This is a genomic window from Streptomyces sp. NBC_01257 (assembly GCF_035917255.1).
Taxonomy (GTDB): domain Bacteria; phylum Actinomycetota; class Actinomycetes; order Streptomycetales; family Streptomycetaceae; genus Streptomyces.
The window spans coordinates 7,512,415-7,526,538 of record NZ_CP108472.1 but is presented as its reverse complement, the minus strand read 5'-3'; the positions used below and the strand labels follow the sequence as shown (position 1 = coordinate 7,526,538).

The following is a 14,124-nucleotide window of genomic DNA, read 5'->3' as shown; positions in this document are numbered from 1 at the left end:
CTGCGTCCACCCAGGGCGCCACGAGGCGAGCGGTCCCACCTGAGCCGGCGCGACCTGCTATCCGAGTGCGCCGCCGGCATCCTGCAACGCCCCGCGCGCTCCGCGCTCACCGCGCTCGGCACCGTCCTCGGCGTCGGCACCTTCGTCGTGGTCCTCGGCCTCACGGCCACCACGTCCTCGCAGATCGACTCCCGTTTCAATGAGCTGACCGCCACCCAGGTGACCGTCGAGGACACCGGCGGCGAGCAGCCCGAGTACCTGGCGAACGCCTTCCCGGCCGACGCGGACCGTCGCATCGAGGCGCTCAACGGCGTGCGGAACGCGGGCGTGTACTGGCCGGTGCGGCTGACAGCGGAGGAACTCGTGTCGGCCGCGCCGCCCGGGACCGGTGACGAGGGAGAGCGGACCGAGGTGGTCGCAGCCTCCCCCGGGGTCCTCGAAGCGGCCGGGCCCGACCTGGAGCAGGGGCGGATCTTCGACGCCTACCACGACCGGCGGGGCGAGAACGTGGCGGTGATCGGCTCGGGGCTGGCCGCGCGGCTGGGCATCACCACCCTGGAGACCGCGCCGGCGGTCTTCGTGGGCGACCATGCCTTCACCGTCATCGGCATCGTCGCCGACGTCGAACGGAAGGCCGACCTGCTGCTGTCGGTCGTGGTGCCGCGGACCACCGCCGAGCGGATCTGGGGCGGCCCGGACAGCGGTGCGCGGGCGCAGATGCTCATCGCGACCGACCTGGGGGCGGCCCGGCAGATCGCCTCCGAGGCGCCCCTGGCTCTCGACCCGGCACACCTCGAGTACTTCAAGGCGGTACCACCGCCGGATCCGCGGGGCCTGCGCGGCAGCGTCACCTCCGACCTGGACGAACTGTTCATGCTGCTGGCCGGCATCTGCCTGGTGATCGGCGCGGTCGGTATCGCCAACACCACTCTGGTCGCGGTCCTGGAGCGCACCGGCGAGATCGGACTGCGCCGCGCCCTGGGCGCCCGGGGCCGCCACATCACCCTCCAGTTCCTGGCCGAGTCGGGCGCTCTGGGCGCGCTCGGCGGTCTCGTCGGCACCAGCATCGGCACGGTCACCGTCGTCGCCATGGCGGTCGTCCGCGACTGGACCCCCGTCATCCACCCGGCGACCGTCGTGGCCGCCCCCGCGATCGGCCTGGTCACCGGGGTACTCGCGGGGCTCTACCCCGCCTGGCGGGCCAGCCGCATCCAGCCCGCAGAGGCCCTGCGCCGCTGATCCGCCCCACCCCTCCATGCCTGCAAGGAAGAGCTGTGCGAAAAAAGACGACGACGGCGGCAGTGGCCGCCCTGCTCACCGGTGCCCTGCTCCTCACGGGGTGCGGCGGCGACTCCGACGACAAGGCCGGGCCCCCGCAGCCGGACAACTCGATCGCGCCCGCGTCGTCCAGCCTCACCACGGATCTGGCCCTGCCCGTGGAGGCGTACATCTTCTCGGAGTCCGAGATCGCCCAGCTGACCCGGGCCATGAGCAGCCTCGCCGTGACCTGCATGAAGGAGGCCGGCTTCGCCTACCGGCCCGACGACAGCCAGTCCCCGGACATCGGTGTCATGGACCGCCGCTACGGCATCGCCAACAGCCACACCGCGCAGGCCTACGGCTACCACTTCCCGGCCCCGCCCGTGGGGCGGAACAGCGCCGTCAAGGCGCTGAGCGAGGCGGCCCGCGTCACCTTGTCCGGCGAGTCCCTCGCGGACGGCACGCTCGATCCCGAGGGCGGCTGCATCGGCAAGGCCAAGAAGCGGCTGGCGGGCGGGGCCGACGCGTTCGGTCCCGACGAGGTGGCCCGCACGCTCAACATGAGCAGCTACGCCCGCAGCGAGAAGGACCCCCGGGTCCTCGCCGCCTTCCGTACCTGGTCGTCGTGCATGACGGCCAAGGGCTACCGCTACGACTCGCCGATGGACGCCATCGACGACCAGGCCTTCGCCGGCAAGAAGGCGGACCAGAAGGAGATTTCGACGGCCCGAGCGGACGTCGAATGCAAGAAGAAGACCGGGCTGGTCCGCGCGTGGTTCGACGTGGAGTCCGAGTTGCAGCGCACGGAGATCGAGAAGGATCCCGAGACCTTCGCCCGGATCGAGCGGCAGAAGACCGAGCAGCTCAAGCGCGCCGCGGTCGAACTCGGCCAGTCCGGCTGACAACACCCATCGGCATCACCGTTCAAGGAGAACATCATGCGTACCCGTAACTCCGCCGTGGCCGCCGCCCTGGCCGCCGCCGGCACCCTCGCCATGCTCGTCACCGCCGCGCCCGCACAGGCCGACAGCATCCCCGACAGCCTCTGCGGCGGCGTCATCGATGTCGACTACTGCCTCTGGTACAACTCCAACCAGAAGGGCGGCTGGACCGCCACCTACGAGAACATCGCCAACTGGGGTAACGACGGCGGTTATCCGTGGAACTTCTCGAACGGCGGCCAGGGCACGAACGGCGTGAACACCCCCGTGAAGAACAACGCCGCGTCCTACGCGAACAGCCACGACAGCAAGACCGGCGTCTCGTACTTCAACTCCAACTACGCCGGCGCCTCCGACGTGGCCCCGCCCCGCGACAAGGGCAACCTCGTCAACACCTACAACAACAACGCGTCCTTCCGCTGGCGCTGACCACTCAGGGTCCCTTGTTCGCCCGACCACCCAAGGAGAAGAACCTCATGCGTACCCGTAACTCCGCCGTGGCCGCCGCCCTGGCCGCCGCCGGCACCCTCGCCATGCTCGTCACCGCCGCGCCCGCACAGGCCGACAGCATCCCCGACAGCCTCTGCGGCGGCGTCATCGACAGCCACTACTGCCTCTGGTACAACTCCAACCAGAAGGGCGGCTGGACCGCCACGGTCTCGAACGTCGCCAACTGGGACAACTACGGTGGCACCGGCTACCCGATGAACTTCTCGGACGGCGGCCAGGGCACCAACGGCGTCGGCACACACGTGAAGAACAACGCCGCGTCCTACGCCAACAGCGACACCAGCAGGACCGGCGTCTCGTACTTCAACTCCAACTACGCCGGCGCCTCCGACGTGGCCCCGCCCCGCGACAAGGGCAACCTCGTCAACACCTACAACAACAACGCGTCCTTCCGCTGGCGCTGACCGGGTGACCCGCCGGGTCCCTCTCCTCTCCGGTCATTTCCGGAGAGGAGAGGGACCCGGCCTCGTCCCCTGAGGAACCAAGGCGAACTGCCGGCCGCCGGCCGGCGACTGCGGTTCAGTTCGCGTACTGGCACATGCCCCGTGCCAGATACGCCCCGTGCCCCGCCTTCCCCACGTACGCCCGGTTGTCGATCACCGGCACCCCGCGCGACAGCACGGTCTCGACCCGCCCGGTGACGCGCTTGCCCTCGTACGCCGAGTAGTCGACGTTCATGTGGTGGGTCTCGGCGGAGATGGTCTGTTCGGCCGCAGGATCGTAGATGACGATGTCGGCGTCGGCCCCGGGGGCGATGGTGCCCTTCTTCGGGTAGAGGCCGAACATCCGGGCCGGGGAGGCACACGCGATCTCGATCCAGCGGCGGCGCGAGATGTGGCCGTCGACGACCGCCTGGTGCAGCAGGTCCATCCGGTTCTCGACGCCCGGCATGCCGTTGGGGATCTTCGAGAAGTCGCCGCGTCCCATCTCCTTCTGGCCGGAGAAGCAGAAGGGACAGTGGTCGGTGGAGACGACCTGGAGCTCATTGTTCCGCAGCCCCCGCCAGAGCGCTTCCTGATGCTCCTTGGGCCTCAGGGGTGTGGAGCACACGTACTTGGCGCCCTCGAAGTCCGGCTCGGCGAGGTTGTCGGTGGAGAGGAAGAGGTACTGCGGGCAGGTCTCGCCGAAGACGGGCAGCCCCTTGTGCCGGGCCGCGGCGATCTCGGCGACGGCCTCGTCGGCGGAGACGTGCACGATGTACAGCGGGGCACCGGCGACGCGGGCGAGCTGGATCGCGCGGTGCGTGGCCTCGGCCTCCAGCGCCACCTTGCGCACGTCCCCGTGGTAGCGCGGATCGGTGCGGCCCTGGGCGAGCGCCTGCTCGACGAGGACGTCGATGGCGATGCCGTTCTCCGCGTGCATCATCATCAGGCCACCGTTGGACTCGGCCCGCTGCATGGCGCGCAGGATCTGCCCGTCGTCGCTGTAGAAGACGCCCGGGTAGGCCATGAACAGCTTGAAGGACGTGACGCCCTCCGCGACCAGCAGGTCCATCTCCTTGAGCGACGACTCGTTCACGTCCGCGAGGATCATGTGGAACGCGTAGTCGATGGCGCAGTTGCCGTCCGCCTTGGCGTACCAGGCGTCCAGTCCCTCGCGCAGCGAGCGGCCGACGGACTGGACGGCGAAGTCCACGATGGTGGTGGTGCCGCCCCAGGCCGCGGCCCGGGTGCCCGTCTCGAAGGTGTCCGCTGCGAACGTGCCGCCGAACGGCATCTCCATGTGGGTGTGCGCGTCGACACCGCCCGGGATGACGTACTTCCCGGTGGCGTCGATGGTCCGCTCGGCGGTCCAGCCCGCCGCGGCGTCGGTACCGTGTGCGGCGAGTGCGGCGATGCGCCCGCCCTCGACGAGCACGTCTGCGTGGATCTCGTCGGACGCGGTGATGACGAGGCCGCCGTGGATGACGGTGCGGTTCATGTACCCCTCCTCACTGTGGCGGAATGGGTCTACGCACGTAGACAAGGTGCGTGATGAAGAACGTAGAAGTGGGATACCCACTGTGGCAATACCGCTGCCGCTAACCGCTGAAGACGTTTGTGTTTCACCCGTCCGGCACTCAACCGGCCCAGCGCGGCGAGCCCTTGCGGGGGAACCCGCCGGACGGGAGGCGGCGGCCGGCCCCGGCGGCCGGGGGCGGCCGCCTAGCTTCGTTCCATGATCAGAAACGGAATCATCGTCACGGCCGCCCTCTGCGCCGCCCTCGCCGCCGCCCCGCTGAACGCCGGCGCGGCCGCCGTGCCCGACGGCTGGCAGCGGGTCGGGTCGGGCATCCTGGGCGGGGTGAGCGGCCTGGCGCTCGTCGAGGGGGCGCCCGCGGGCCGCGGTCTCGCCGACGCCGTCGTCGTGCGGGACAACAAGGGGGACGGCGAGAGCCGGGTGGCGACCGTACGCCTGCGGCCCGGCCAGGCCCCCGCCGTCAGCGAGCTCCCGTGGCTGGGCGTGGTCCCCGTCGACCTGGAGGCGCTCGACGCGGTGCCCGGCCGCCCCGGCCACTACATCGCTCTGGCCAGCGGGGGCGGCGCGTACGACGTGGTCGTCGCGGACGGCAGGGCGACGGCCGGGCACGACCCCGTGACCCTGCCGGGGCGGCACGAGGGCGACAACTACGAGAGCTTCGCGCTGCACCGCGACCGGTCGGGCAGGCTCAACGCGGTGTGGGCGACGCGGGGCAGGGGCGCCGAGAAGGCCGTCGTGCGGGCGGCCTCGGTCCGCATCGGCGCGCACGGACCGGAGTTCGGGACGGTCACGGCGCGGCAGGAGTTCTCCGTGCCCTACCCCGACCGGGACGAGGTGCGCCACATCAGCGATCTGAAGGTGCTCGGCGACGGCACGGTGCTGGTGTCGTCCGCCTCGGACCCGAATGTGGACGACGGCCCGTTCGCCTCCGCGGTTTACGACGCCGGCCGGCTCACCGTGAACCGGGCGCACGACGCGGTCCTGCGGCTCAGGCCCGAGCACGCTCTGCGCCCGCTCAGCCGCTTCACCCGGCAGGACAACCGGAAGATCGAGGCCATCGCGGTCCTGCCCGGGGGGCTGGGCCTCTGGGGGACGGACGACGAGAACTCCGGCGGGTCCGTGGCGTTCGAGCGCATCGGGCGGTAGCGGCCGCCGAGTCGGGGGCGTCCGGACGATGCCCCTCACGCCCCCGACAACCCGTCATGTGTCACGAACAGATCACGGGTCTGGTCCACATGTCGAGTGCGGTTCATGCGCCCGTCCCGTGTGCGGTGTGGTCCGCTCACCACCGGCCGGGAGTCTCGGACACGCCACCGGGCGCCCCCGTTCGCCCGGTGCCCCCGACCGATCCCGGAGGATCACGTGTCCCTTCCGCGCTCAGCGCGCACCGTGCTGGCCACCGCCACCGTCGTCGCCCTCCCGTTCCTGGCGTCCACCGCCCACGCCGACGGCGGGGGCAGCCGGGCCGCCGCCCCGTACGAGGGCCTGCCGTCCGGCACCAAGCAAGCCAAGACCCTGGTCATCGGCATCGACGGCGCCACCTTCGACGCCTTCTCGCGCGCCGAAGTCCCGCACCTGGACCGGCTGATGGCACAGGGGCTCACCGCCCGGAGCAACCTGTACGCCGAGCCCATGGCGCCGACCGTCTCCGGCGCCGGCTGGTCGTCCATCGCGACGGGTGTCTGGCCCGACAAGCACAACGTGAGGGACAACGACTTCACCGCGCCGAACTACGGCCAGTACCCCGACTACGCGACCCGGCTGGAGACGGCCGACCCGGCCACGTCCACGCTCGTCGTCGGCACCTGGAGCCCCGTCCCCGAGATCATCTTCGGTGCGACGACGGATCTGCGCACAGCCGGCGGCAACGACGCGGGCACCACCGCCAAGGCCGAGGACTACCTCGCGCACGGCAACCCCGACTCGACGTTCGTCCACCTCGACGAGGTCGACGGCGCCGGCCACAGCTCCGGCTCGTCGAGCGACGCCTACCTCAAGGCCCTCAACACCGCCGACGCCCAGGTCGGCCGGCTCCTGGACGCCGTCGCCGCACGGCCGACGTACGCCGCCGAGGACTGGCTCGTCGTCGTCACCGCCGACCACGGCCACACGCCGACCGGCGGCCACGGCGGCAACACCCCGCTGGAGCGCGGCACGTTCGTGATCGCCCGCGGCAGCGGCATCGCGCCCGGCTCGGTACGCGACGACGTCAAGATCACCGATATCGCGCCCACGGTCCTGGGCCACGAGGGCGTCGCCACCGACCCGGCCTGGAACCTCGACGGCACCGCGCTCGCCGAGCTGAAGCCGGACGCCTTCGACGCGCTGCGCCCCGCGCTCCGCGCCCCCGTCGACGAGACCGGGCTCCCGGCCGGCACCAAGGGCTGGACGGACACCGCACCCGCCGGCTGGTCCGTCGACAACTCGCGGATGCCGGCCGGCGGCGTCACGGAGTGGCGCGGCTGGGCCTTCGCCACCGACGAGTTCTGGACCAACGCCGAGCGCGGCCAGGGCCGCGAGACGAACGTCCGGGCGCGCGACGTCTTCGCGGTCGCCGACTCCGACGAGTGGGACGACAAGGCGCACGACGCGAGCCAGTTCGACTCCACCCTGGTCAGCCCGGCGTACCGGCTGAACGGAGCGGCGCGGGCGACGCTCTCCTACGCGACCGACTACCGGATCGACGGTCCGCAGACCGGCGACGTGTACGTCTCGTACGACGGCGGCGCCCCGCAGCTCGTGAAGTCCTACCGCGCGAACGCCAACACCTTCGAGCACCTTGAGCTGGCCGTCCCGGCAGGGGCGGAGTCGGCCCGGCTGAGCTTCCGCTACACGGGCACGAACAGCGCGTTCTGGACCGTCGACCAAGTGGCGTTCGGCCAGCCCGCGCCGCCGTCGCAGCTGACCGTCGCCTCTCTGACTGCCGACACGAAGCTGCTCGGCCGGCCCGGCTCCGACGCCGCGTGGAAGGTCACGGCGAACGGCGTGGTCCGGACCGCTCAGGGCAAGCCGGTGAAGGGCGCGAAGGTCACCGCCGAGCTGACCGCGGGCGGCACGGTGCACAGGCTCACCGGCACCACGAAGAAGGACGGCTCGGTCCGCTTCAGGGCCACCGTCGGCCGGGGCGCCGACCGGGCGACGCTGAAGGTCACCTCCGTCGGCTTGCGGGGACTCGCGTACTACGGCGAGCTCGACCCGGTCCGCGCCCTGGACCTCACCCGTCCGTCCGGCCACCGCGGCTGACCGGGCGGCGGGGGTGCGACGGCCGGCCGCCGCACCCCCGCCCTCAGCCCTCAGCCCTCAGTCCTCGTCCTCAGCCCACCGTGCGCAGCGCGTCCGCGAGGATCGCCGCACCCTCCTCCGCCTCCGGAATGGACAGCGAGAGGGGTGGGGCGATGCGCAGCACGCTGGTGTCGTGGCCACCGCCCTTGCCCAGGAGCAGCCCGCCCTCGCGGGCCGCTTCGAGTACGGCGGCCGCCGCCTCCGGATTCGCCTCGTCCGTACCGGGCTTGACCAGTTCGATCCCGATCATCAGTCCGCGCCCGCGCACCTCCCGTACGCACTCCGACGCCGCACCGACCGCCCGCAGCCGCTCGATGAGCAGGCCGCCGACGCGCCGGGCGTTGCCCTGCAGGTCGTGTTCGAGGAGGTACGAGAGGTTGGCGAGGCCCGCGGCCATCGTGACCGGGGAGCCGCCGAAAGTCGAAATGGAGTTGGCGTCCAGGCAGTTCATGACCTCGGCCCGGGCGACGACGCCGCCGATGGACATGCCGTTGCCGATGCCCTTGGCGAACGTGAGGATGTCCGGCGGCCCGTTGCGCCCGTGCGCCTGCCAGCCCCAGAAGTGTTCGCCGGAGCGCCCCCAGCCGGTCTGCACCTCGTCGGAGATCCACAGGGTTCCGTGCCGGTCCAGCACTTCGCGGAACGCCGCGTACAGGCCGTCGGGCGGTGAGGTGAAGCCGCCCACGCCCTGGATGGGTTCGGCGATCAGCGCGGCGGGCGACCGGGTGTGGCCGAGCAGGTCCTCCAGGTCCGCGACGCAGGCGGCGATGAACTCCCCGTCGCCCAGGTGCGCGTAGGGCCCCCGGGTACGGACGCCGCCGTGCACGTACAGCGTCTGGAGCGGCGAGAGCCCGGTGGGAGACCAGGCGTTGTTGCCGGTGATGGAGACCGTGGAGAAGGACCTGCCGTGGTAGCTGTTGCGCATCGCGAGGATCTGGTTCGACCCGCGGTACGTGGTGGCGAGCAGCAGGGCCGTGTCGTTGGCCTCCGTGCCGGACGTCGTGAAGAAGACCCGGGCATCCGGGATGCCGGAGAGGGTGGCGACGCGCTCGGCGAGTTCGACCATCGGCCGGTTCAGATAGAGCGTGGACGAGTGGATGATTCGCCCGGCCTGCTCGCTGACCGCCTTGGTGACCTCGGGCAGCGCGTGGGCGGTCATCGTGGTGAGGATGCCGCCGAAGAAGTCGAGGTAGCGGTTGCCGTCCGCGTCCCAGACGTGACGGCCCTCGCCGTGGGTGATCTCCAGCGGGTGCCGGTAGTAGAGCGCCAGCCATTCGGGGCTGACGGCGAGGTGGCGGTGGTGCAGGCTGCTCACGGCTCCACCAGTCCCTCGTACGCGTCGGGGCGGCGGTCCCGGTAGAAGGCCCACTGCTGCCTGACCTCCTCGATCAGGCCGAAGTCCAGGTCCCGGACGAGGAGTTCTTCCTCCTTGTCGCTGGCCACGTCACCGACGAACTGGCCGCGCGGGTCGACGAAGTAGCTGGTGCCGTAGAAGTCGTTGTCGCCGTACTCCTCCTGGCCGACGCGGTTGATCGCGGCGATGAAGTACTCGTTGGCGACCGCGGACGCCGGCTGCTCCAGCTGCCAGAGGTGGCCGGACAGGCCGCGCGAGGTCGCGGACGGGTTGTACACCAACTGGGCTCCGTTGAGTCCCAGTTGCCGCCATCCCTCGGGGAAGTGCCGGTCGTAGCAGATGTAGACGCCGACCTTGCCGACAGCGGTGTCGAAGACGGGCCAGCCGGCGTTGCCGGGCTTGAAGTAGTACTTCTCCCAGAAGCCCTTGACCTGCGGGATGTGGTGCTTGCGGTACTTGCCGAGGTACGAGCCGTCGGCGTCGATGACCGCTGCGGTGTTGTAGTAGAAGCCGGACTGCTCGACCTCGAAGACCGGCACGACGATCACCATGCCGGTCTCGCGGGCCAGTTCCCGCATCCGCTGCACGGTCGGGCCCTCGGGCACGGCCTCGGCCCAGCGGTAGTGCTCGGGCTCCTGCACCTGGCAGAAGTAGGGGGCGTTGAACACCTCCTGGAAGCCGATGATCTTCGCCCCCTGGCGGGCGGCCTCACGAGCGTGTTCCTCGTGCTTGGCGATCATGGATTCGGTGTCGCCGGTCCAGGTCGCCTGGACGAGTGCGGCGCGTACGACGTGGGACATGAGCTGCTCCTTCGACGCGGCGTCAGAGAGCCTCTTCGCGTTTCTACGCCCGTAGACACGTGCGTAGGGGAGAACGTAAGCCCCGTCACACGACGGGGCAAGACCATCGCCGTGAACCAGCGGAGTCGATCATGTTTCACACCCGTGCGGTCCAGTGCCGGGGCTCGGCCGGATGGCGCTATCCGATCCCGGACACCCGCAGCGCGTGCTCCACGTCCCGCTCCCGGGCCTCGGAGACCGTACGGGCCGCCGCCAGCAGCTGTGGGACCAGGTGGCGGGGGTCGCGCTCCGCGATGCTGGCCGCGTCCTGCGGGGTCCGTACCCGGACGAAGGCGCCCAGCAGCGCCTGCGCCTGGGGGCTCCGGCCGGCCCGGTCCAGGGCGACCACCGCGTCGGCGATCTCGGCGGCCGGCCGCGCCACGCCCTGGCGCAGCAGCTGCCCGCAGTCCTCCGGGCGTCCGGCGGCGGCGAGCGCGTCCGCCGCGGCGGCGAGGTCGGCAGGCGGCAGCGAGGACACCTCCCACAGCAGGGTCGACCAGTCGGCGTCCAGACCGGCCCGGTGGAGCTCGTCGGCGAGCACCGGCAGGAGTTCGGGCGGGCGGCCCGCCGCCTCGCAGAGCACGCCGTGCGCCTCGCCGCTCCGGCCCTCGGTACGGAGCCTGACCAGCGTCGCGACGGTGCCCCGCGCGGACTGCAGGGCGGCAGGGTCCGGGGGCGCCGCGACACGTCCGGCGGGGCCGTCGTCCCGGCCCGGGCCGCCGCCGAAGCGGGCTCCGCGCGGCACGGCGGCCGCCGCGGGCGGGACGGGCAGCACGGGCGCGACAGCCACCGGGCTCTCGTCCTCGATCTCCAGCCCGGCGAACCGCGCACCCCTGGGCTTCTTGCGCGCCGGGGCGGGCGACGGCTCCGGCGACCGGGGCGCGGGCACGGACTCCGACACGGCCGCGGGCTCCGCCACGGGCCCGGCAGCGGGCTCCGGCTCCGTGCGGAACCAGCCCGCCGGCACCGCCACCGCCGCCAGCCTCCTGCGCAGCTCCGTGCAGCGCGCCGACGCCCGCTCGTGGTCGTCGCGGGCCCAGGCGACCGCCTCCGGGTCCGCGTCACCGCCCGCCCGGGCCGCGCGCAGCCGCTGGGCCGCGTTCGCCTGTTCCCGCAGCATCAGCTCCAGCCGCTCCGCGAGCTGCTGCCGCCCGCCGGGGCGCCGGTCGTGGGCGACGGCGGAGGCCGCGTACAGCTCCGCCGCGCGCACCGACTCGTACTCCGCGAACGCGGCGCCCCGCACCGACGCCAGGTCCGTGAAGAGCGACTCCACGACGTCCCAGGGCGGTATCTCGGCGCCCGCCAGACAGGCCCGCATCCCTTCCGGATCGCGTCGGCAGAAGACCCCGTACCACCCCCGCACGGGATCGAGCAGCGCCGCCATCTCCCGCAGATAGCGCGCGAACTCCCCTATGGACACCGCATGCTGATGCACCGTCATCGTCGCCCTCGGCCGCCGTCGGCTGGAACCTTCCAGTCCGCAGGCATTCGACCGCAGCCGTGTTACGGGACGGCTACGCGCACTTTTCGGCACGGGTCAAAGAGGCGCACGGCCGGGAGCGCGAGCGCCCCCGGCAGCCGGCCGGGGCTCAGAAGGTGATGGCGATCCCGGTGTGCGGCCGCTTGCCGAGCCGGGCGATCATCGCCGGGTAGTCGAGCAGCCAGTACTTCCAGGTGTACTTGCGGCCGATGACCCGGCGCACCCGGGCCGTGCCCCGCTCGTCGAGCAGCCTGCCGGTCCCGTCGGCGGACGGGGCGCCCTCGGCGATCCGTCCGCGCACGTCACAGACCGTGACGCGGACGCGGCTGTCGTTGCGCAGCCGCTTGACCTTCCACGAGTCGGTCTTGGTCCAGACGAACAGCTCGCCGCCGTCGACGGCCGCCCACACCGGGGTGGCGACGGGGGTGCCGTCCTTCCGGTACGTGGTGAGGCTGACGTACTCGCTGCGGGCGAAGTCCTGGAGGCTCATGGCACAACCCTACGCAGGGGCGCGCACCACCCGCGCGGCGCCCAACCGCACCCCTCCCGTCAGCCTGCGAGCGGGACGGTGTCGGGCTCCGGGGCGCACCTCAGGAGCAGTTCGTCCATGGAGATGCCGAGCGCCCCGGCGAGTGCCGCGACGGTGAAGAACGCGGGCGTGGGCGCGCGGCCGGTCTCGATCTTGCGCAGCGTCTCGGCCGAGACGCCGGCGCACCCCGCGATGTCGGTCATGCTGCGGGGGCCGCGCGCCTCGCGGAGCAGCCGGCCGAGCCGTTCGCCGCGCAGGCGCTCTTCGGGGGTGAGAGGGGTTCGTACCATGCCGTCATTCTAATACCGCTCGGACCGGTATAGTAATTGGCATGGTGCAACTCAAGACACACACACATATCGAAGCCATGCGCGCGTCCGGCCGGGTCGTGGCGCAGCTGCTGGCGGCCGTGCGGGACGCGGCCGCGGTCGGCGTCTCACTGCTCGAACTCGACGAGGTGGCCCGCGGGGTCCTGCGCGAGGCCGGCGCCGGATCGCCGTTCCTGAACTACCGGCCGCACTTCGCGCCGACCCCGTTCCCCGGCGTCATCTGCGCGTCCGTGAACGACGCCATCGTGCACGGCATCCCGAACGGCCTGCGGCTGCGCGACGGCGACCTGGTGAGCATCGACGCGGGCGCGACGCTCGACGGCTGGGCCGGGGACTCGGCGATCAGCTTCACCGTCGGAACCGCAAGGCCCGCGGACACCCGGCTCGTCGAGACCGCGTTCGCGGCCCTGGACGCGGGCATCGCGGCGGCCGTCGTCGGCAACCGGATCGGCGACATCGCGCATGCGATCGGCACGGTCTGCCGCACGGCCGGCTACGGGATCCCGGAGGGATTCGGCGGCCACGGCATCGGCCGGTCCATGCACGAGGACCCGGGCGTCCCCAACGAGGGACGGCCGGGCCGCGGGATGCCGTTGCGGCACGGCATGGTGCTGGCCATCGAACCGATGCTGATCGGCGGCGGCGGGGACGGGTACCACCCGGACCGGGACGGCTGGACGCTGCGGACGGACGACGGCAGCCGGGCCGCGCACGCCGAGCACACGGTGGCCATCACGGACGCCGGTCCCCGCATCCTGACCGCCCTCTGAACGGGCGGGCCACGCGGGTCAGTTGTTCCGCAGGAACTCCCTGGCGAGGGTCTCCCCCGCGGCCACGGCCGCCCGGTGGTCCTCGATCGGCGACACGACGGAGTCCTTGAACAGGATGTACGTGACGCCGGAGGCGGCTCCCCCGCCCTTCGGGTCCGGGTCGATCCCGAGCGCCTTCGCCGTGGCGTACGAGGCCTCGCCGATGATCCCGGCGGGCCCGGTGTCACCGACGACGGCGTACTCCACCCGGCCGGCGTGAATGACGGCGACGACGCTCCCGCCCGCGATCCCGGACTTGCCGAAATCCCACACGGAGCTGCGGCTCGGCACCACGACGTACGGGAGGTCCCGCGCGTTCAGCGGCCGATCGCCGGAGGTGTGGAACGCGGTGTCGCCCTGGAACCCCGGGTCGGTCTCCGTGTTGCAGGCCGTGGTCACCTGGCCGTCACAGTCGATGTCCAGGTCGGCCGTCCAGAACACGGCATCCTTCTTGCCGCACACCGGGACGGAGGGCGGAGCGCTCGCGTCCGTGCGGTAGATGCCGTTCGAGATCCGGTCGCAGGAGGAGACGGCGGCCAGCAGATCGGCGGCGGAGGGCGAATCGTCGCCGGCACCCCGGCCGGGGCCGCCGTCTGACGCCGTCCCGGTGCCGGTGTCGGTGCCGCTGTCGCTGTCGCTGTCGGCCGGGGCGTCGTCGGGCGCCGGGCGGGCGTAGGCGGCGGGTGTGAGATGCACGGCGCCCAGTTCCGCCTTCCGCACCGGCGCGTACGCGTCGGGCCGGAAGGCGGAGCCGTCACGTGCGGCGGGCGTCAGGGATCCGGCCGCGAGGAGAGCGGCTCCGGAGACCGTGGCGAGGGCAAGCGTTCGCATG

At 72.0% G+C, this 14,124-nt stretch carries 14 protein-coding genes; 7 read left to right on the top strand and 7 right to left on the bottom strand.

The annotated features are described in order from the left end of the window. Genes OG408_RS32865 through OG408_RS32850 form a run of 4 tightly spaced genes read left to right on the top strand, consistent with a single transcriptional unit; the run spans position 1 to position 3,115 of the window. Entirely contained in the window at positions 1–1,239 is a 1,239-nt protein-coding gene (locus OG408_RS32865; protein WP_442806150.1) for an ABC transporter permease, read from the top strand. 35 nt (positions 1,240–1,274) lie between these two features. Further along, the gene (locus OG408_RS32860) at positions 1,275–2,162 is read left to right on the top strand and encodes a hypothetical protein (RefSeq protein ID WP_285565143.1); all 888 of its coding nucleotides are present in this window, start codon (positions 1,275–1,277) and stop codon (positions 2,160–2,162) included. A gap of 36 nt (positions 2,163–2,198) precedes the next feature. Continuing rightward, entirely contained in the window at positions 2,199–2,630 is a 432-nt protein-coding gene (locus OG408_RS32855) for a peptidase M23 (protein ID WP_266784826.1), read from the top strand. A gap of 47 nt (positions 2,631–2,677) precedes the next feature. Beyond that, positions 2,678–3,115: a hypothetical protein gene (locus OG408_RS32850; protein WP_266784824.1), complete on the top strand. Its 438-nt coding sequence runs from the start codon at positions 2,678–2,680 to the stop codon at positions 3,113–3,115. Positions 3,116–3,230: 115 nt separating this feature from the next. Here the strand turns inward: OG408_RS32850 and hydA are convergent, their stop codons facing one another. After that, on the bottom strand, positions 3,231–4,631 hold the full coding sequence (hydA, locus tag OG408_RS32845; protein WP_285565144.1) for a dihydropyrimidinase: 1,401 nt from the start codon (positions 4,629–4,631) through the stop codon (positions 3,231–3,233). 237 nt (positions 4,632–4,868) lie between these two features. On the opposite strand from hydA, the gene OG408_RS32840 reads away from it, so the two are divergent. Both OG408_RS32840 and OG408_RS32835 read left to right on the top strand, forming a co-directional pair. Then, the gene (locus tag OG408_RS32840; RefSeq protein WP_326673463.1) at positions 4,869–5,816 is read left to right on the top strand and encodes a hypothetical protein; all 948 of its coding nucleotides are present in this window, start codon (positions 4,869–4,871) and stop codon (positions 5,814–5,816) included. A gap of 216 nt (positions 5,817–6,032) precedes the next feature. Beyond that, positions 6,033–7,913: an alkaline phosphatase family protein gene (locus tag OG408_RS32835; RefSeq protein ID WP_326673461.1), complete on the top strand. Its 1,881-nt coding sequence runs from the start codon at positions 6,033–6,035 to the stop codon at positions 7,911–7,913. A gap of 70 nt (positions 7,914–7,983) precedes the next feature. On the opposite strand, the gene OG408_RS32830 is transcribed toward OG408_RS32835, so the two are convergent. The 5 genes from OG408_RS32830 to OG408_RS32810 all read right to left on the bottom strand — a co-directional run bounded on the left by OG408_RS32830 (position 7,984) and on the right by OG408_RS32810 (position 12,444). Continuing rightward, on the bottom strand, positions 7,984–9,267 hold the full coding sequence (locus tag OG408_RS32830; protein ID WP_326673459.1) for an aspartate aminotransferase family protein: 1,284 nt from the start codon (positions 9,265–9,267) through the stop codon (positions 7,984–7,986). Then, positions 9,264–10,106 carry a nitrilase-related carbon-nitrogen hydrolase gene (locus OG408_RS32825; RefSeq protein ID WP_266784814.1) on the bottom strand — a complete coding sequence of 281 codons (843 nt, stop codon included), beginning with the start codon at positions 10,104–10,106 and terminating at the stop codon, positions 9,264–9,266. The genes OG408_RS32830 and OG408_RS32825 overlap by 4 nt, the downstream gene beginning before the upstream one ends. A 178-nt stretch (positions 10,107–10,284) precedes the next feature. Continuing rightward, entirely contained in the window at positions 10,285–11,586 is a 1,302-nt protein-coding gene (locus OG408_RS32820) for a hypothetical protein (RefSeq protein ID WP_266784812.1), read from the bottom strand. Between the two features lie 148 nt (positions 11,587–11,734). Next, complete coding sequence (locus OG408_RS32815) at positions 11,735–12,115, bottom strand: PPOX class F420-dependent oxidoreductase (protein ID WP_285565147.1); 381 nt, start codon at positions 12,113–12,115, stop codon at positions 11,735–11,737. A gap of 59 nt (positions 12,116–12,174) precedes the next feature. Further along, positions 12,175–12,444, bottom strand: coding sequence for a helix-turn-helix domain-containing protein (locus OG408_RS32810; protein ID WP_326673455.1), 270 nt, complete (start codon positions 12,442–12,444; stop codon positions 12,175–12,177). A gap of 41 nt (positions 12,445–12,485) precedes the next feature. Here OG408_RS32810 and map point away from each other — a divergent pair, with 41 nt between their 5' ends. Next, positions 12,486–13,253, top strand: a complete 768-nt coding sequence (gene map, locus OG408_RS32805) for a type I methionyl aminopeptidase (RefSeq protein WP_326673453.1) — start codon at positions 12,486–12,488, stop codon at positions 13,251–13,253. A gap of 18 nt (positions 13,254–13,271) precedes the next feature. On the opposite strand, the gene OG408_RS32800 is transcribed toward map, so the two are convergent. Further along, on the bottom strand, positions 13,272–14,123 hold the full coding sequence (locus OG408_RS32800; protein WP_326673451.1) for a glycoside hydrolase family 75 protein: 852 nt from the start codon (positions 14,121–14,123) through the stop codon (positions 13,272–13,274). Position 14,124 lies beyond the last annotated feature (1 nt).

Coding starts and splice junctions, on each gene's coding strand:
- OG408_RS32855 (WP_266784826.1), top strand. CDS start 2,199: ATGCGTACCCGTAACTCCGCCGTGGCCGCCGCCCTGGCCGCCGCCGGC.
- OG408_RS32850 (WP_266784824.1), top strand. CDS start 2,678: ATGCGTACCCGTAACTCCGCCGTGGCCGCCGCCCTGGCCGCCGCCGGC.
- hydA (WP_285565144.1), bottom strand. CDS start 4,631: ATGAACCGCACCGTCATCCACGGCGGCCTCGTCATCACCGCGTCCGAC.
- OG408_RS32840 (WP_326673463.1), top strand. CDS start 4,869: ATGATCAGAAACGGAATCATCGTCACGGCCGCCCTCTGCGCCGCCCTC.
- OG408_RS32825 (WP_266784814.1), bottom strand. CDS start 10,106: ATGTCCCACGTCGTACGCGCCGCACTCGTCCAGGCGACCTGGACCGGC.
- OG408_RS32820 (WP_266784812.1), bottom strand. CDS start 11,586: ATGACGGTGCATCAGCATGCGGTGTCCATAGGGGAGTTCGCGCGCTAT.
- OG408_RS32815 (WP_285565147.1), bottom strand. CDS start 12,115: ATGAGCCTCCAGGACTTCGCCCGCAGCGAGTACGTCAGCCTCACCACG.
- OG408_RS32810 (WP_326673455.1), bottom strand. CDS start 12,444: ATGGTACGAACCCCTCTCACCCCCGAAGAGCGCCTGCGCGGCGAACGG.
- map (WP_326673453.1), top strand. CDS start 12,486: ATGGTGCAACTCAAGACACACACACATATCGAAGCCATGCGCGCGTCC.
- OG408_RS32800 (WP_326673451.1), bottom strand. CDS start 14,123: ATGCGAACGCTTGCCCTCGCCACGGTCTCCGGAGCCGCTCTCCTCGCG.